We start from the raw sequence: 17495 nt of genomic DNA, 5'->3' as shown, positions 1-17495 counted from the left end.
GAGCCGCCGCCGCCACGCCCCGGGTTCCGCTTATTCCTGGGGCGGGCGTTAGTTTTGCGGCAGGGCGGGGCTGGGCGGGGGAGTTTGGTGGCCGTTGCGTCCTTTGCGGAGGTCGAGCGCGAAAACCCTCTCTCTTAGAGAGAGGGAGGGGCCCATCGCGTAGCGATGGGAGGGTGAGTGGTTACACCTTCAGCCGGCGTGCCGGCACAGCGCTCGCAGCGCCAAGATCGTCGCCAAGATCGTCCGGGGGCTTCGCCTACCCACTCACCCTCCCACGCCTGCGGCGCGGGCCCCTCCCTCTCTCCATGAGAGAGGGGACGGCGAAAACCGCATTTAGAACTGCGCCTTCACCTGCGCCCCCACCGCCAGGGCGTTGGGCGTCGAGCGATAGCTGAAGGCGCCGGGGTCGAGGATGTACTGCACGTCGGGGCGGACGATCAGCCAGCGGGTCGCCTGCCAGCCGTAGCTGAGTTCGATCGCGGTTTCGCCGGCCGGGAGGGAGGCGTAGTCGACCAGGGTCGGCGAGGCGTCCGCATAGGCCTGGCGCAGGCGTGGATTGAGCTTTGCGTGCACCACGCCCAGGGCCACGGTGTCGGCGTCGCGGCCGGGGAAGGTTCCGGTCTGTACCAGGCCCGCCTCGTACCAGCGGGTGATCGGGGCCGAGGCCTTGGGATTGAGGGTGACCTGGCCGAACAGCGACAATCCTCGCCCGCCGCTTCCCTGGCGCCAGACCATCTGGTCGGCCAGCAGGTAGACGCCGTAGCGGCCCTTCACCTTGCCCGTCTCGCCCTGCCGCGTGACGCGCGAGCTGTCGTAATAGGCGCCGAGCTTGTAGTGGCCGGGCAGCTTTCCGGCGGCGCCGCGGTCGTATTCGACCTCCAGCGGCAGCATCACCCCGGTCGAGCCGGAGGCGAACGGCTTGTAGGCGTTGGCCTTGTCGTTGAGCGACGGGTTCACCTGGTAGACGCCGGTGCGCACCAAGAGATCCGGCCGCAGCGCGTAGCGCGCGGCCAGGCCCCAGCGGGCGTTGGGATAGTTGTACCAGCCGCTGTCGCCCGACATCGATAGCGGGTGGGCGCAGAAGGCGGCGTTGACCAGGTTGCAGCCGATGGCCATGCCGCCCAGGTCGTTGCCCATGGCGAAGTAGCCGGCCCGCAGGTTCAGTCGGCCCAGCTTCTGCTCGATGGAGGCTTCGGTCAGCCGGGAATACTGGCCGCCATAGGCCTCCTGGATCGGCAGGCGGTTGCCGACCACGTCGGACGACACGCCCTTGCCGCGCCGGTCGTTGAAGGTGAGGTGCGCGATGGCGCCCGACCAGCCCGACAGCTTCTCCAGGTCGAAGTCGGCGCCGATGCGGATCTGCTGGGTGTAGCCGCCGCCCCGTCGCAGGCCGCCGTCGATGGCGCTGAAGGTTTCCGAGACATAGTCGCCGCGAAAGGCGATCCCGTCTTCGGCGAGGTCGGTGCGGAGCCCGCCCCAGTCGCCGGTCAAGGTCGTGCGCTCTTCAGCCAGAGCGGACGAGGCGAGAGCCGACGAGGCGAGGAGCGCCGCCGCCAGACCGGCGGCGGCGCTTAGCCGTTCGAGGCGCCCGCTCATTTCAGGGCGTAGGCGATGACGTAGTCGCCGCGGTCGGGCGACTGGCGGGCGCCGCCGGCGGTGATCACCACGTACTGCTTGCCGGTCTTGGGCGAGCGGTAGCTCATCGGGCCGCCCTGGCTGCCGACCGGCAGGCGGGCCTTCCACACTTCCTTGCCCGTCGCCGAGCTGAAGGCCCGCAGGTAGTAGTCCTGCGTGCCGGCGAAGAAGACGAGGCCGCCCTGAGTGGCCAGGCTGCCGCCCAGGGTGGGCAGGCCGATCGGCATCGGCAGGCCCATCTTGATCCCCAGCGGGCCGGTGTCGCGCACCGTGCCGACCGGGACCTGCCACTTGATTTTCTGGGTGGTCATGTCGATGGCGGTCATCGTGCCGTAGGGCGGGGCCTGGCAGGGAATGCCCAGCACCGACAGGAAGCGGTTCTTGTTCACTGAATAGGGCGTGCCCTTCAGGGGGACGGCGCCCATGCCGGTGTTGACCGCCTCGCCGCCGGCGGCGGCCGTGGCCTTGGCGGCCTGGGGCGTCATCTCCACCCAGAGGCCCAGGCGCATGTCGTTGACGAAGATGGTGTTGGTGGTCGGGTCGGTCGACAGCCCGCCCCAGTTCATGCCGCCCAGCGAGCCGGGGAAGCTCAGCGACTTGTCCGTGCCCGGGGCGGTGTAGAGGCCCTCGTAGCGCATGCCCTTGAAGGCGATGCGGCACAGCAGCTGGTCGAAGGGCGTGGCGCCCCACATGTCGGCTTCCTTCAGGGTCTGGGACCCGATCTGCGGCATGCCGACCGACTTGGGCTGGGTCAGGGCGTAGGGCTCGCCGGGGATGTTGGCGGCCTTGACCGGCACGTTCTCGACCTTGGTCAGCGGGTTGCCGGTGGCGCGATCCAGCACATAGAGCTGGCCGGCCTTGGTGCCGAAGACAAGGGCGGGAATGCTGCCGCCGCCGGCCTTGGGGAAGTCGATGAAGCTGGGCTGCATCGGCACGTCGAAGTCCCACAGGTCGTTGTGGACGGTCTGGAACACCCACTTCTCGCGGCCGGTGGTGGCGTCGAGCGCCAGCATCGAGGCGCCGTAGCGGTGGTCGAGCGCGCTGCGGGTGACGCCATAGAGGTCGACCGAGGCGCTGCCCACCGGCATGAACACGGTGTTGGAGGCGGCGTCGTACGACATCGACGACCAGACGTTGGGCGTCGAGCGGGCGTAGGTCTTGCCGGCCGGCGGCTCCTTGGTGACCGACGGATCGCCCGGGTCGAAGGCCCAGCGCAGGGCGCCGGTGATGACGTCGAAGCCGCGCACCACGCCGCCGGGCATGTCGACCTGGACGTTGTCGGCGATGCGGCCGCCGACCACGATGGTGGTCCCGGCCAGGGTCGGGGCGGCGGTCAACTGGTACTGCGGGTCGGGCGCGTCGCCGAGGCCAGCCTTCAGGTCCACCCGGCCGCCGGTTCCAAAGCCCTCGCAGGCCTTGCCGGTGTCGGCGTCGAAGGCCATCAGCACGGCGTTGATGGTGTTCATCAGGATGCGGCGGCGGCAGGGGGCGCCTTCGGGCACGGTCGCGGCCAGGATCGGCGTGGCGCCGGAGACGGTGGGCTGGGCCAGGGGCGCGCCGGCGTCGAAATAGGCCAGGCCCCGGCAGCGCATCCACACCGAGGCGTGGGCGTCGACGATCGTCTTCCACTTCTCGCGGCCGGTGTCAGCGTCCAGCGCGACGACGTTGTTGTGCGGGGTGCAGATGTAGACGGTGTCGCCGACCTGCAGCGGGGTGTCCTGGTCCTCGGCGCCGTTGCCGTCGCTGACCGCGATGTCGCCGGTGCGGTAGGTCCAGGCGACCTTCAGGTCTTTGACGTTGTCGCGGGTGATCTCGGCCAGGGCGACGAAGCGGCTGGCTCCAGGGGTGTTGCCGTAGGCCTCCCAGTTCTTCTGGGCCTTGGCCGGATCGATGGGGACCAGGCCCGCCGCCGCGCCGGCGAAGGCCACGGTGGGGTGGGCGACGAACATGCTGGCGAAGCCGGCGGCCGAGCCCACGGCCAGCACCGCGCCCAGCGCCAGGGCCGGAACGAAGGCCGGCGCCTTGCCGCTGGCCCGCGCCATCAGCGGATAGGAGAAGGCGACGACGGCCGCGCCGACGCTCAGCGCCAGCAGGCGCGAGATCAGCGGCCAGAACGAAAAGCCCGACTCCCAGACCGCCCACAGCACGGTCAGCACGAACACCGCGCCGAACAGCAGGGCGCCGCTCGCCTTGGCCCGGGCGATCTGCACGCCGGCCGCGACCAGCGCCAGGCCCGCGACCAGGAAGTAGGGACTGCCGCCCAGGCTCAGCAGCTTGCCGCCGCCGACCACGAAGAACAGCCCGGCGGCCAGGATGACCGCGCCCAGCAGCAGCAGCCACAGCCTGGCCACGGGCGCGAGGCGAGTATCGGGGGGAGAGAGGGGCATTCGGCGGGATCTCCTGCGGATGATCGGCGCTGCTCGACCACTCCCGTCCGACCGGACGTTGGAGCCCCCCAAGGCTCAAGCTCACGCTACGTAAGCTGTACATTTCCGCAATTGGACCCAAATCCGGCGGCTCGCAAGCCTTTCTGGACGACCAAGGTTACGTCCGCGCCCCCTTCCGGCCGCCGGACCGTCTTCTGCCTGCCGTGCTTCCTTGCCATAGTGGGCGCATGGCTTTCTCCCCGCGTTCCTCGCTCCTGCTCGCCGCCGCCGCCCTGTCGGTGATCGCCGTCGCTTCCGCTCAAGCTCAAGAGCCGGCCGTGGCCGTGACCACCCTGGCGCCGCCGGACCTGTTCTCGACGCCGGCCGCCGAAACCGGCCTGCCGGGCGATCTGTGGAAGGACGCCTCGCCGGAACTGATGCGCCAGATCCTGCCGACCCTCGCCGCCAAGCCGCTGTCGCCGGCCTTCGCCGAGCTGGCCCGCCGGGTGCTGGCGACCGGGGCCCATGCGCCCAAGGGCGTGGGCGATGATCCGGCGATGGGCGGCGCGCGGGCTCTGGCCCTGGTCGCCCTGGGCGAGGCGGCCGGGGCCAAGCAGGTGCTGGACCGCACCCCAGGCCTCGACCAGAACGCCGCCCTGGCCATGGCCGCGGCCGAAGCCAACCTGATCCGAGGCGACGACGAGCGGGCCTGCGCCATCGCCGATGCGCTGAGCGTCGATCGCGGGGCCGGCTACTGGCTGCGCCTGCGGGCCTTCTGCCAGCAGCGCGCGGGCCAGCTCGACCAGGCCCAGCTGACCTTCAACCTGGCCCAGCAGCAGGGCAAGGATCCCGCCTATGCCCGGCTGATGACCGCCCTGTTGGCCAAGACGCCGGCCACGGGGGCGGGCGACCTCAGCAGCGGGATCAACTACGCCCTGTCGACCACGCTGGCGCTGGACATCAAGACCCCGGCGGCGGCCGCCACGGCCTCGCCCGCCCTGCGGCCGGTGATCGCGCCGGCCCCGACCGACGTGGCGGCCGCGCAGGTCTCGGACTGGGCCTTTCTGCGCACCGCCAGGCCGGGGGCGGACTACGCCGCCGCCGCTCGCGCCGCCGCGCCGCTGATCGCCACGGCAGCCTCGGCCGGAGGCCCGATCGACCAGGCGCTGTTCCTGCGCGCGTCCCTGGCGGCCGGCGACGTCAAGACTGCCCAGGCGATCCGCGGCGGCATGACCGCCGACGCCATCCCCGGGGTGACGACCCAGGATCTGGCCCTGTTCGACGCGGCCCTGGCGGCGGCGTCGGGCGGCTCGACCGACCAGGCGCTGGACCGACTGGTGGAGCTGGGCGCGGCGGGCGGGCCCAAGTCGCCGGTCCAGCCGGCCGCCGTGGTGCTGCAAGGCCTGGGCGGCGTGCTGAGCCCCGAGGACCGCGCGACCTTCGCCGGCTTCGAGGCCGGCAAGTCCACCGCCTCGGCCGCGCGCCTGGCCTTGCTCGACAGCGCCGCCGCCGCCGGCCGCAAAGGCGAGGCCGCGCTGCTGGCCCTGTCGGTCGCGACCGAGGCTGGCGTCGCCGGACCGTCGGCGGGCGACCGCGCCCGCATCGTCTCGGCCCTTAACCGCGTGGGCCTTGCCGCCGACGCCCGGGCGATCGCCGTCGAGGGTCTGCTGCCCGCGCCGCCGGCCCCGCCGAAGGCGGCAGCCGCGAAACCCGCCGCCAAGCCCGCCGTGAAGAAGAAATGAGCGGCAAATCCGAAGGCTGGGTCGAGGCTTTCCTGGAAATGATGGCCGTCGAGCGCGCGGCGGCCGCCAACACCCTGCGCGCCTACGAGAAGGACCTGGCCGACGCCCGGGGCTTCCTGGGGCGAACGGGCAATGATCTCGACGCCGCCGACGCCGAGGCCGTCGAGGCCTATTTCCAGGACCTCGGCGCGCGCGGACTTTCACCGGCTACCGCCGCCAGGCGACGTTCGGCCGTGCGGCAGTTCTACCGCTTCGCCCTGGGCGAGGGCTGGCGGGCCGACGACCCCTCCCGCCGGGTGGTCGCGCCCAAGGCCGGCCGACCCTTGCCCAAGGTGCTGTCGCGGGCCGAGATCGACGCCCTGCTGGCGGCGGCCTCGGCCAAGGACGGGGCTCAGGGCCTGCGCCTGACCTGCATCATCGAGCTGCTCTACGCCTCGGGCCTGCGGATCTCGGAGCTCTTGGCCCTGCCGCTGTCGGCCCTGGCGCGGGATCCGGCCTTCCTGATGGTCAAGGGCAAGGGCGGCAAGGAGCGGCTGGCCCCGCTGAACGACGCGGCCCGCACGGCGGTGAAGGCTTATTTGGAGGAAAGGCCGCAATTCCTGCCAAGGGGCGAGAAGGCCAGCGCCTGGCTCTTTCCCTCGCGCGGCAAGGGCGGACGGCTGACGGGGCGGCGGGTGTCGCAACTGCTGGAGGACGCCGCCATCGCCGCCGGCATCGACCGCGAGAAGGTCAGCCCCCACGTCCTGCGCCACGCCTTCGCCACCCACCTGCTGGAGGGCGGCGCCGACCTGCGGGTCATCCAGACCCTGCTGGGCCACGCCGACATCGGCACCACCCAGATCTACACCCACGTCGCCGGCGAGCACCTGGCCGAGGTGGTGCGGACCAAGCATCCGCTGGGGCGGAAGGACTAGATTGCGCCGCGCCGCTGCTGTCCGAAGACCAGTGCGGCGATGACGGCCAGGGCGATCACCAGGATCGGCATGGCGAGGCAGACGGCGTTCAGCAGCAGTTGCGGCGGCCCGCCGCCCGGTGGGGGCGGCAGGGCCGACAGAAACAGCAGCGCGCTTCCGGCGGTCGCCAGCGCGGCCACGACGCGCAGGGCGACCAGGACGCCGCGTCCGGGCGCCGGCGCGCGCCTAGCCGCCAGTCCGCCGGCGGCGAGCACGACCAGGGCCAGCGGCAGGCCGATGAAGCCGAAGAGGATTTCCGGATAGGACCCGTCGGGCCGCCCCGCCAGCATCCAGGCCAGGGGCGTGAAGGCGAAGAGCGCCATCACCGCCGTGAGCGCCGCGCCTAGCGCAAGCAGTCCAAACCTCATCGGCGCCCGTCGCCCCTTCGTTCCGTGCCTTGGCCGAGCAGCATGCCACGCGCCCGTGCAGGCCGTGTGCAGCGTCTGTCGACTAGCCGCGAAAGCCTAGGTCGTCATGGGGTCTGGAGTCACGATGCCGACCGAGAAGATCCGGTAGATCCCGTCCTCGCAGCCGCTGCCGAAGGCGCCGGCGTCGATGGCGGCCTTGGCCGCCTCCAGCGTGTCGAACAGGCAACGGGCGTTGACCGGCAGTTCTTTCGCGACGCCGTTACAGGACAGCGGCGAGTGGCAGAGGAAGTCGTCGAACACCACGACGTCATAGCCGATCAGTTGGGTTTTCAGGCCTTCCGACGGCGGGATGACGGCGGTGTCCACGCCGGGCGCGGTCGGCGGCGACAGCGGCCGCCAGCCGCCGGGATCGAAGGCCTGGCCGTCGTACGGGATCTCCTGCTCGTAGACCTCGTAATAGAACAGCACGCCGTCATCGGCGGTCTTGCCCGCGCCCGGATCGGGCAAGCGGCTCCACAGGTCGGCGGGCGTGTTGGCGACACCGAAGCCGTTGTGCGCCCAGATGTTCTGGAGATCGATCACGTCCTCGTTGACGCAGTCGGAGGCGCTGCAGACGTCAACAATCGTCGCCCCCTCCAGGAATTGCGGCGGGGGGACGATGCGCTTGAGGAGATAGCCGGCGGGGATCACGAGGCGACGCCCAAGTCCTCACCGCCGGGGCAGGGGGCCCAGGTCACCGGTCCCCAGGGCCGCGCGTTGGCCCAGGCCATGGCGGCGTCGAGGCTTTCGAACAGGCCGCCGCCCCAGCCGTCGACCTTGTAGAGCCAGCCATCGGGGCCGAGCGACCGGGGCGCTTCCGGTTTGCGGACTTCATCCTCCTGGCCGACCGCTAGAGCGTCCTCGTACTCTTCGAGGGCTTCCTCGTAGGTGTAGTCGTAGTTGCTGGCCTGGATCTCGACGGTGCGAGGCAGGCTGCCGTCATAGAGCCAGACGCCGGTGGCGACGATCTTGCCCCTTATTCGATCGACCATGGAGGACACCCCGCTGACTTGGCGGCGGCGAAGATGCGCGAGCCGTGGCGCGTTCGCAATCAGGCCGGCGCGCCGAGCGGATAGGCGAAGGGCTGAACCGACTCCGGCGCCAGCTCGGACGGCGCTTCGGCCCAGCTTTCGAAGCTGCGCTCCGAGACCGCACGGCCGCGCACCCGCACGCTGGCGGGCGAGGGCCAGGTCCGGGCCAGCAGGCGGGCCTCGGCGAGCGCGCGGCGGCGGGCGGTGAAGAACAACACCTCGCCGGTGTCGGTGATCTTCACGCACCAGCCGCCGTCATAGGGCGACACCTCGAACGTGCAGCTCATGGCGGGGCGTTTCCTATTCGGCCGCGTAGACCAGCGGGTGGGCGTGGGCCCAGAGATGGGCGCGATAGGTCTCGAAGCACTGCTCGCCGCACAGCAGGCGCATCACCGCGCCCTCGGCGATGAACGGCGCGCGTGAGGGATCCTCGGCCACCAGCGGGACCAGGGCCTCGGCGTTCCAGGCCTTGGAGTGCTCGACGTCGAGCTGGGCGTGCAGGGCGAAGTACTTGCGGGCCTCGGGGGCGACGCCCAGACGCTTGAGACCGGCGTCGACGCAGGCCACGCGGCCCGGCGCGGTCAGCTCGACCACGCCCAGGGCGCCGATCGACTGCCAGACATAGCGGCGGCTGGCGGCGAAGGCGGTCATGGTGTTGGCCAGGCACAGCGACTGCCATAGGGTGGAATCGATGGTCGGGGTCAGGCCGAAATGGGCGGTGGTGCGCGACAGCATCGGGCCGTGCATGCCGCGGGCCGAGCCGCGGCCCATCTCGTCCCAATAGTTGCGGGCCAGCTCCAGCTTGGCGCGGTCGGGAACCTTGACCTGGGTCATGGCCACCAGGTCGTCGAAGCCGGCCTCGCCGGCCGCCTCCTGGGTGAGGAACCACTTGAGGTCCTCCATCGAGGCCTCGCCCTCCAGCCAGTCGAACAGCGGGTCCCATTGGCCCGGACCGTGGGCTTCGAGGGCCTCGAACCAGGCGATGAAGCCGTCGGGGTCGCGCGGGACGTCGGCGACCAGCGGCGCGACATGGGCGCGGAAGGCCTCGACGAACTCGCCCTCCAGGCGCTGCATCCGGCCGTCGTCGTCCAGCGTCTGGCGCCAGTCGTCGGAGGGCGCGGCGGGCGCCAGGCGGCGGTGGTTCCAGTGGGCCAGACCCTTGTGCAGGGCTTCGGCGTCGGGAAACTGCGGGCTGAACGCGCCCAGGCGAGAAAGACGTTCGCCACCAAACACGGCTCTACTCCACGAGGTTGGGAAGGATCGGGCCGCTCCGAGGAGCGGCCCTTTTGGATCAGCGCTCGACGCCGGCTTCGTCGGTGACGTCGGACGGCAGTTCGTCGCCGCGATCGGCGCCGCCGAGACCGTCGTCCTGACGATCCTTGTCGTCGCGGACGCGATCGCCCTGCTGGTTCTGCTGGCCCGGCTGGGGGCGCTGCTCGTCACCGCGCTGCTGTTGCAGGCCCGGGTTTTCGCGGCCTTGGTTTTCGGTGTTGTCGGTCATGGTCGTCGCTTCCCTGATGTGCGCGCCGAGGCCGGCGGCGAGGAGGCAAACGAGCGTCCGCGTCAGCCGTTCCTATGTCGGAAAGGCGACGGCGGTCAGGGCTTAAAGTCTTGAAATCAATGGGAACTCAAAGCCCGCGTCGGGTGTTCGCGGCGGCGCTTTCGAGCCGCGCCGCCGCGCCGTTTCCTACTTCGTCAGCACCAGGCTTTCCGGGAACGGGCCGCCCTTGAAGTCGAGATGGCCGGCCGCGCCCGCCGCGCGCTTGCAGAAGCCGGCCTTGATGATCTGCTTGGCCAGTTCGGGGGCCTGCATCAGGCTGACCTGGTCGCCCAGGCACCGGTGCTCGCCGAAGCCCAGGTGCAGGTAGTGATAAGCCGGGCGGCCGGGCTTGAAGGTCTCCGGATCGGGAACCACCGTGCCGTCGTGCATGGCCGAGGCGACGCTGGCGAAGACCACCGTGCCGGCCGCCAGGGTGGTCTGGCGCGGGGTGCCGGCGGCGATCGTGTAGGGCTCGACCAGCAGGCGCACCACGAACGGGGCCATCGGGTTGAAGCGCAGGGCCTCCCAGAAGATGGCGTCGAAGGTCGCGTCGTCATTGGCCTGGGCCGCGCGCTTGGCGGCGACCATCTGGTCGGGCCGGTCGAGCAGCTGGTCGATCGCCTGGACGATGGCGGCCGAGGTGGTCTCGATGCCGCCGACCAGCAGGCCCATTGTGTTCGAAAGGATCCGGCCCTGGTCGAAGCCGATCTGCGGCGGAGTCTGCAGGCGCAGCATGCGGGAGACCACGTCGTCGAGCTTGGGATCGGCCTTCACCTGCTTGGCGCGGCGAGGCAGGAAGTCTTCCAGATAGGACCGCATCTCGGCGCCGGCGGCGATGTTGGCCGCATGCACCTTGGGATCGTCGGTCAGGTTGTGGAACATGTCGTTCTGGGTGGCGTAGGACCAGCGCAGCATCGCCGTCAGGTCCGGCCCCGGGAAGCCGAAGTACTGGCCGGTCAGGGCGATCGGGCCGGGACGGGTGACCTGCGAGACCAGCTCCAGCCGGCCGTCGGGCGAGGCGCCCTGGGCGATCAGCTTGGCGCCGATCTTGGCCACGGTCTGGCGCACGCTGGGCAGGTCGACCTGCTGGATCAGGGCGCGCATGATGCTTTTGTCGCGCTGGTTGTAGACCGTGCCGTCGCGGGCCAGCATGAACGGGCCGACGGCCGGGTCCATCTTGGGGGCGTAGGGCTTGACCGTGAACTGCAGGTTCCGGGTCAGGGCCTCCTCGACGTCGGCGAACATGGCCAGGATGGTCGGCCCGCCGGGCGTGACCAGGATCGGCCGCTTGGCCCTCAATTCCTTGAACAGCGCCAAGGGCTTGGTGGCGATCCACTGATAGAGCAGGCCCAGTTTCTGCTGCGGCTGCTGCGCGGCGTCATAGGCGTCCAGGAACGATGATGCTGCGACATCGACCATCTTTGACCTCGGCTTGGCGGGTTTGGTTGTTCTGAAAAAGCGGCCCCGAGACGCGCCCGCCACGAGAGGGCGAGCGCATCACTTCCAGAAATTGTATCCCATGTTGATGAGTCCTCAAAATTGCATTCTTATGGGGTGCGTCGCGGAGGGGATCGTCGATGTCGGGATTCAAGAAAGCCGCCCTGTGGGTCTTGGCGCTTGTCGTCTTCGTGGCGGTGGGTATCGGGATCCAGAAGGTGCTCGCCTTCGTCGAGCCGCCGCTGCCGCCGGCCCAGCCGGTGCGCGAGGCCCGCTGGCTCGACCAGGGCTGGAGCGAGAGCGACCGCTACTGGTTCCACCACGCCACCCAGGGCACCTCGACCCTGCCGATCCCCTACGCCTGGTTCGTGGCCGTGGCCGAACCGAAGATCCTGCCCGGCAAGGAGAAGCTGTTCATCAACGACGGCTACATGCAGAAGCTGGGCTTCATCCCCAGCCCGCCGTCGGGCGGCGGTCAGGCCGGTCCGGCCGGCTGGCGCGAGAAGGCCTACGGCTACAAGCACAAGATCGGCGGCGTGCCCGCCGACGCCTCGGTCGAGAGCAACAAGGGCCTCAATCCGGCCGGCATGCCGGTGGGCTTCGCCATCACCAAGGCCTATGCCGACCCGACCACCGGCAAGATGCTGCCCGACCAGGTGGGCCTGACCTGCGCCGCCTGCCACACGGGCCACCTGGAATATAACGGCGTCTCCCTGCGCATCGACGGCGGCAACGCCGCCTCGAGCCTGGGCCAGCTGACCAGCACCCTGGGCGCGGCCCTGCTGCTGACCGACGTGCTGCCCTGGCGCTTCAATTCGTTCGCCGACCGGGTGCTCGGCCCCAAGGCCACCAAGGCCCAGCGCAAGCAGCTACACGCCGACCTGAAGGCGACGATCAAGACCCTGGCCGCGGCGGCCAAGGCGACCTCCGAGATCGACAAGCGCGACGGCGTGCCCGAGGGCTTCAACCGCCTGGACGCCCTCAACCGCATCGGCAACGAGGTGTTCTACGTCAACCTGCTGCCGGTGAAGTCGGCGACCTTCGACCCGCTGGTCAACTACGCGGCCCTGAGCGCGCCGGTGAAGTATCCGCACCTGTGGACCACGCCGTGGTTCACCTGGGCGCAGTACGACGGCTCGATCGGCCAGCCGGCCATCCGCAATGTCGGCGAGGCGATCGGGGTGCTGGCGCGGGTGAACATGACCACCTACGACCAGCCCCACAAGCTGTGGGATTCGTCGGTGCCGGTGGGCAATCTGGCGCGGATGGAGCAGCAGATCGAAGGCCCCAACCCGCTGGATCGCGAGCCCGACGGCCGGGTGCGCGGCTTCAAGGGCCTGTCGGGTCCGAAGTGGCCGCAGGACGTGCTGGGCCGGATCGACATCGCCAAGGCCGAGGCGGGCCGCAAGGTCTACGCCCTGCGCTGCCAGGGCTGCCACCTGCCGCCGGTCGACGACCCGAACCAGGCGCTCTACACGCCGTCGCTGTGGACCACGGCCAACGAGCACGGCGAGAGCTATCTGAAGGTCAACATCATCCCGCTCAGCGTTGTGGGCACCGATCCCGGCCAGGCCGAGATCCTGTCGGCCCGCAAGATCAAGACGCCGCTGGCCCTGGGCCTGCAGCCCGGCGTCACGGATCCGAACACCGGCGTCACTTGCTTCACGACGCCGACCAAGCCGGCCACGGACATGACCTTCGGCCAGGCCCTGGCCTCGGCGGTGCAGTTCGTGGTCGACAAGTTCCACGTCGACGAGGGCACGCCGATCAAGAGCGTCGAGGCCGACGCCGACAAGGGCAACCGCCCCAACTGCATCCAGGCCCCGCCGGCCTACAAGGCCCGGCCGCTGAACGGCATCTGGGCCGCGCCGCCCTATCTGCACAACGGCTCGGTGCCCTCGCTCACCGCCCTGCTGGGGGCGCCGGGCGACCGGCCGTCGAGCTTCTGCCTGGGCAACCGCGCCTACGACCCCAAGGCCGTCGGCCTGGACGTCAAGGCCGCCTGCCCGCGCGGGGCCTTCAAGCTGGACGTCAGCGTCAAGGGCAGCTCGAACAAGGGCCATGAGTTCCGCGACGCCCCGGCCGGGACCAAGGGCGTGGTCGGCCCGGCGCTCAGCGCCGAGGAACGGGCGGCGGTGATCGAGTTCCTGAAGACCCAGTAGGAAGACGCAGTCGGAAAAGACGGCCGGAGGCCTTTACGCCTTCGGCCGCCGCATCCTAGAAAGCCCGCAACTTTTGTAAGGGCTTCGCCTTCGCGCCGCCCGGCCGCTGAAGGGGCCTCTGCATGTCCGACGAAACCCGCGATTCCAACGGCGCGATCCTGGCCGACGGCGACAACGTCACCCTGATCAAGGACCTCAAGGTCAAGGGCTCGGGCGGGGTGACCCTCAAGCGCGGGACCCTGGTCAAGAAGATCCGCCTGACCGGCGACCCCGAAGAGATCGAGGCCAATGTCGACAAGGTGAGGGGCCTGGTGCTGCGGACGGAGTTCGTGAAGAAGGCCTGAGGCGGCGTCTAGCCCGCCGCCGCCAGCCGGGCCAGGCCGTATTCGACGCGGCCGTCCCAGGTTTCCAGCAACGGCTCGCCGGCCCCGAGGGCGGCGTGCAGGTCGGCCAGGGAGCGGGCCGGCGTCGTCTCGGCGAGGCGGGCGTCCGGCCGCTCGCCCGCCGCCAGGGTCAGGAACATCACGCCGTAGAACAGGTGGCTGACCCGGCGCGCCAGGGCCAGACGGCCGCGTTGCACGTCGGTCGGCGGCGCGCCGAAATAGGCGGCCAGCAAGCGGTCGGTCGCGGCCGGGGTCGGGGCGAACAGGTTGGCGATAGCGGCGAGGTCGACATAGCGGTCGGCCAGGAACGCCGCCTCCCAGTCGATCAGCCACAGCCGGACGCCGTCGCTGAGGATGTTGCGGGGATTGAGGTCGTTGTGGCTGGAGACCGGCTCGCACCCCGCCGCGCGGCCGGCCGTGGCCAGTCCGTCCCATAGGGCCGCCGCGGCCTCGCGGGTGGCGGGCGCCAGCAGCGGCCGGGCCAGCAGGCCGCGCACCAGACCCTCGAGGGCGTCCAGATAGTCGAGTCCAGATTTGGCCAGGGGCGGGAAGGCCGGCGTCTCGTGCAGCAGGCGCACGGTGCGGGCCAGTTCGGCCGCCAGGGCTTCGCCGCCGCCGGGGAAGTCCGACAGGGGCCGGGCCTCGATCCACTCCACGATCGTCACGCCGCTCTCCGCATCGGCCCAGCGCAAGCGAGGCGCCAGCAGGGCGTCGGCTGCGATGCGCTGGCAGGCCTGGGCGCGGGCCGGATCGCGCACGGCGTCGCGGGCCGTATCGATGCGCAGCGCATAGGGCACGCCGCCGACGCGGATGCGCCAGCTGCCGGCGCCGGAGAGCCCGCCGGTCAGCCGAGTCTCGGAATCGACGGCGTCGGCCGCGAACGCTGCCCGCAGAGCGCGGGCGACGGCGGGGATCCGGGCGACGGAAGAGGGGGCGGACGAGACGGCGGACGACATGGGCGGCGGCTCCCTGAAAAGCGCGCCGCCTAATTCGCCCGGATAAAAATCAGAGTCAATATTACCCGGATTAAATCCTATTCGCTCCGCGCGGCCCGCTCCAGGGTCGGCACGTCGATCTTCACCATCTGCATCATGGCGGCGAAGACGCGGCCGGCGACGGCCTTGTCGGGGCCGGTGGTCAGCTCGATCAGCTGGCGCGGGGTGATCTGCCAGGACAGGCCGTACTTGTCCTTCAGCCAGCCGCAGGCCGAGGGCTGGCCGCCGCCGGCCAGCAGGGCGTCCCAGTAGTGGTCGACCTGCGCCTGGCCGTCGCAGTCGACGGTGAACGACACCGCCTCGTCGAACTTGAAGTGCGGGCCGCCGTTCAGCGCGGTGAAGCCCTGGCCGTCGAGCTCGAAATAGACGGTCGACACCGAGCCGCCCGGCCCGGCCGGCGGCGGCACGTCGTCGGGATAGCGGTTGATCGACAGGATGCGGGAGTTGGGAAAGATCGAGACGTAGAAGTTGGCGGCTTCCTCGGCCTCTTTGTCGAACCACAGGAACGGCGTGATCTTCGGCATGGCGTTTCCTTCCTCGGCGGCGGCCCGATCGGCCGCGTCTTCCCAAGGACGATGGAACGCCGACGCAGCCGACATCGTCGAGACGAATTCTCGCGCGGCTTCAGATCGAGCGGTCGACCGACAGTCCGACGTTGCGCAGCGTCGCCAGGGCGACCGCCGCCGTCGAGGCGGCGGCGCTGATCGGCGCGGAGGTCAGCGCCGAAGCGGAGGACGTGGTCGCCGTCGCCCCAGGGGCCGAGGTCGCGTCCGAGATCGCGGTGGGCGAGGCCAGGGGCGCCGGCTTGGCGGCGATGGCCGCGGCGGCCTCCCTGGCCTTGCGGGCGGCGATGACGTCCGACCAGCGGAAACCCCACGCGGAGCTGTCGTCGACCTGGTCGCTGACGTCGCGGCCGTTGGCGACGGCGACAGCCTCGCCCGTCGAGCGCACCGACACCGACCAGCCGGCCTCGCCGGCCGACTGGGTGAAGTCGCCGAGCTTCAGCTTGCCCTCGGTCGTGCGGTAGAGCGGCGCGCCCGAGACCTCGAACCGGCTGTTCATCCCGCGGAGCGTGCTTCCCAGCCAGGACAGGCCTGTGTTGATCCACTTCTCGGAAATGTAGACCATCATGTCGGCCTCGCCGCCCATCCCCCGGGCGCGCAGGTCGTCGAACTTGGCCGTGTTGTTCAGCATCCAGACGCCGCCGTTGATCAGGCTGATGTCCAGGCCCAGCATCTCGATGTTGTTGCGCGCGGCCTTGGCCATGCCGACAGCCATCTGGTTGTTCTCGGAGGCGAGCGAGCCCTTGGGGTAGGTCTCGGCCGGCGTGGCGACGGCCGTGGCCGCGCCCGTGGTCGGGGTGATGGCGACACCGGTCGTGGGCGTCGCGTCGGACGCTTCGGGAGGCTTCCGCGCGGCGTCTTGCGCCAAGGCCGCCTTGGCCTCCGGGGACAGGTCCACCTTCACGGCCGGCTCGACATACTCCGGCAGGTTCAGCGCCTGGATGGATGTCTCGACCTGCGCCAGTATGGCTTCCCGCCGGTCGTACGCGCCCGCCGCCTGGGCGTACATGTCCTTGCGGTTCTGGGCCTGCTTCAGATAGGCGGCCTCGTCGAACGACACGTGAGCAAACTCGAAAAGACGTCGCAGCCCCGGCAGGCTCGCCTGGGCGTCCGCCACGGGGTCGTAGCTGTAGGGGGAGGGGGCGACGGCCGTGACCATGGAAATCCTCACCGGTGCGCGTGCTGCGCGTGTCGAGTTTTCAAACTCAACATGAAGGCGAGTCGTCAACAGGGCGTAAACCTTGCCGCGCTCCGGGCCGCGCTCCCGGGCCTCAGGCGTAGCGGTCGGCCAGGTCGAGCAGCGCCTGGTCGGGCGCGGCGTAGCTGACGATCCGCACGTCGAGCGCCTGGTCGCGGACGGTCTCGAGGGCGCGGACGATGGCCGCGTCGATCCAGGCGGTCGCGTTGCCGAACGCCCCGCCGCCCAGGCGGGTGAGCCAGACCACTCGGTGGCCGCGCGCGGCGTTGAGCACGGCGGCCAGCAGGGTCGCCTCGTAGGCGGCTTCCAGGACGAGCGTGGCGAAGGGCGCGGCCAGGGCCTTGGTGACCGGCGCGTAGGCGATCGGCAGGGCCGAGCAGAAGGCCTGGGAAACGGTCTGGCCGGGCGTTTCGGGCGCGTCGGTGACCTCGGCGTCCCAGACCAGGCCGATGCGCAAGGCTGCCCGCAGGGCGTCGCGCTCGGGCTCGTCGAGATAGGCCAGCACGGCGGCGATGGCGTCCAGGCCCGCGTCGTCGAGCAGGGCGTAGCCGTTGCGCATCTTCCAGAGGGCGTCGAGGGGACGTCCGGTCAGGTCGGACAGGCGCGGGCCAAGGTCGGCCAGGCCGTCGAACTGGCGCTCGCGGCTCTGGCCCGGCCGGCCGCCGACCGGGGCTAGGTAGTTGCGGTAGATGGTGGCCGCGCCGGCGGCGATGGCGCAGGCCGGCCCCTGGGTCGGGTCCCAGGCGTAGCGCGCGACGCCGTCCTCGGGGCTGACGCCCGGATCGACCATCTCCAGCAGGTTGAACTGCGAGGCGACCTGGAACAGGCCGCCGGCGGCGTCGGCGCGATTGTGCAGGGCGCGGGCGTCGCCGCGCACGACCTCGACCCGGAGCCGGCCGGGAAGCGGGGCGGCCGCCGCGCGGGTGCGCAATTCCGCCAGAGAGGGCAGCTCCAGCGTGCCGATCCCCCAGGTGCGGTCGGTCGCGTCGGAGGCCAGGCGGCCGTCCTCCACGCGCAGGCGGGCCTGGGTGGCGGCATAAGCTTCTTCGGGGAAGCCGGTAAGGCGTTCGAACCAGTCCATGC

17 protein-coding genes are annotated in these 17495 nt (G+C 70.7%); 4 read left to right on the top strand and 13 right to left on the bottom strand.

From position 1 onward, the window contains the following. Window positions 1-333: 333 nt before the first annotated feature. Entirely contained in the window at window positions 334-1596 is a 1263-nt protein-coding gene (locus tag AC07NS_RS01850; protein ID WP_494601036.1) for a carbohydrate porin, read from the bottom strand. Beyond that, the gene (locus AC07NS_RS01845) at window positions 1593-4022 is read right to left on the bottom strand and encodes a membrane-bound PQQ-dependent dehydrogenase, glucose/quinate/shikimate family (RefSeq protein WP_494601035.1); all 2430 of its coding nucleotides are present in this window, start codon (window positions 4020-4022) and stop codon (window positions 1593-1595) included. The genes AC07NS_RS01850 and AC07NS_RS01845 overlap by 4 nt, the downstream gene beginning before the upstream one ends. A gap of 227 nt (window positions 4023-4249) precedes the next feature. On the opposite strand from AC07NS_RS01845, the gene AC07NS_RS01840 reads away from it, so the two are divergent. Next, window positions 4250-5743, top strand: a complete 1494-nt coding sequence (locus AC07NS_RS01840) for a hypothetical protein (protein WP_494601034.1) — start codon at window positions 4250-4252, stop codon at window positions 5741-5743. After that, window positions 5740-6657, top strand: a complete 918-nt coding sequence (locus tag AC07NS_RS01835) for a site-specific tyrosine recombinase XerD (protein WP_494601033.1) — start codon at window positions 5740-5742, stop codon at window positions 6655-6657. The genes AC07NS_RS01840 and AC07NS_RS01835 overlap by 4 nt, the downstream gene beginning before the upstream one ends. Here the strand turns inward: AC07NS_RS01835 and AC07NS_RS01830 are convergent. The 7 genes from AC07NS_RS01830 to AC07NS_RS01800 form a co-directional block, all read right to left on the bottom strand. Beyond that, on the bottom strand, window positions 6654-7064 hold the full coding sequence (locus AC07NS_RS01830) for a hypothetical protein (protein WP_494601032.1): 411 nt from the start codon (window positions 7062-7064) through the stop codon (window positions 6654-6656). The genes AC07NS_RS01835 and AC07NS_RS01830 overlap by 4 nt on opposite strands. A 96-nt stretch (window positions 7065-7160) precedes the next feature. Further along, a complete protein-coding gene (locus AC07NS_RS01825; RefSeq protein ID WP_494601031.1) occupies window positions 7161-7754 on the bottom strand; it encodes a hypothetical protein in 594 nt (197 codons plus the stop codon). Further along, window positions 7751-8095: a hypothetical protein gene (locus AC07NS_RS01820; RefSeq protein WP_494601029.1), complete on the bottom strand. Its 345-nt coding sequence runs from the start codon at window positions 8093-8095 to the stop codon at window positions 7751-7753. The genes AC07NS_RS01825 and AC07NS_RS01820 overlap by 4 nt, the downstream gene beginning before the upstream one ends. 59 nt (window positions 8096-8154) lie before the next feature. Then, window positions 8155-8421 (bottom strand): hypothetical protein, encoded by a 267-nt coding sequence (locus tag AC07NS_RS01815; RefSeq protein ID WP_494601027.1) that lies wholly within the window; start codon window positions 8419-8421, stop codon window positions 8155-8157. 13 nt (window positions 8422-8434) lie between these two features. Beyond that, entirely contained in the window at window positions 8435-9367 is a 933-nt protein-coding gene (locus tag AC07NS_RS01810) for an iron-containing redox enzyme family protein (RefSeq protein WP_494601026.1), read from the bottom strand. A gap of 58 nt (window positions 9368-9425) precedes the next feature. Next, on the bottom strand, window positions 9426-9635 hold the full coding sequence (locus AC07NS_RS01805; RefSeq protein WP_494601025.1) for a hypothetical protein: 210 nt from the start codon (window positions 9633-9635) through the stop codon (window positions 9426-9428). Window positions 9636-9821: 186 nt separating this feature from the next. Then, window positions 9822-11093, bottom strand: a complete 1272-nt coding sequence (locus tag AC07NS_RS01800; protein WP_494601024.1) for a cytochrome P450 — start codon at window positions 11091-11093, stop codon at window positions 9822-9824. Window positions 11094-11251: 158 nt separating this feature from the next. Between AC07NS_RS01800 and AC07NS_RS01795 the strand changes: the two genes are divergently transcribed. Beyond that, the gene (locus AC07NS_RS01795) at window positions 11252-13273 is read left to right on the top strand and encodes a di-heme-cytochrome C peroxidase (protein ID WP_494601022.1); all 2022 of its coding nucleotides are present in this window, start codon (window positions 11252-11254) and stop codon (window positions 13271-13273) included. 122 nt (window positions 13274-13395) lie between these two features. After that, complete coding sequence (locus AC07NS_RS01790) at window positions 13396-13617, top strand: alkylphosphonate utilization protein (RefSeq protein WP_487288045.1); 222 nt, start codon at window positions 13396-13398, stop codon at window positions 13615-13617. 8 nt (window positions 13618-13625) lie between these two features. On the opposite strand, the gene AC07NS_RS01785 is transcribed toward AC07NS_RS01790, so the two are convergent. The 4 genes from AC07NS_RS01785 to AC07NS_RS01770 all read right to left on the bottom strand — a co-directional run bounded on the left by AC07NS_RS01785 (window position 13626) and on the right by AC07NS_RS01770 (window position 17493). Then, entirely contained in the window at window positions 13626-14612 is a 987-nt protein-coding gene (locus AC07NS_RS01785; protein WP_494601020.1) for a phosphotransferase, read from the bottom strand. A gap of 77 nt (window positions 14613-14689) precedes the next feature. Continuing rightward, a complete protein-coding gene (locus AC07NS_RS01780; RefSeq protein WP_494601018.1) occupies window positions 14690-15175 on the bottom strand; it encodes a VOC family protein in 486 nt (161 codons plus the stop codon). 100 nt (window positions 15176-15275) lie between these two features. Next, window positions 15276-16373: a hypothetical protein gene (locus tag AC07NS_RS01775; RefSeq protein ID WP_494601017.1), complete on the bottom strand. Its 1098-nt coding sequence runs from the start codon at window positions 16371-16373 to the stop codon at window positions 15276-15278. Window positions 16374-16485: 112 nt separating this feature from the next. Then, a complete protein-coding gene (locus AC07NS_RS01770) occupies window positions 16486-17493 on the bottom strand; it encodes a hypothetical protein (RefSeq protein ID WP_494601016.1) in 1008 nt (335 codons plus the stop codon). Window positions 17494-17495: the final 2 nt, after the last annotated feature.

It is taken from the genome of Caulobacter sp. GW821-FHT10A10 (genome assembly GCF_059415745.1).
This window is presented reverse-complemented; position numbering and strand designations above follow the sequence as displayed.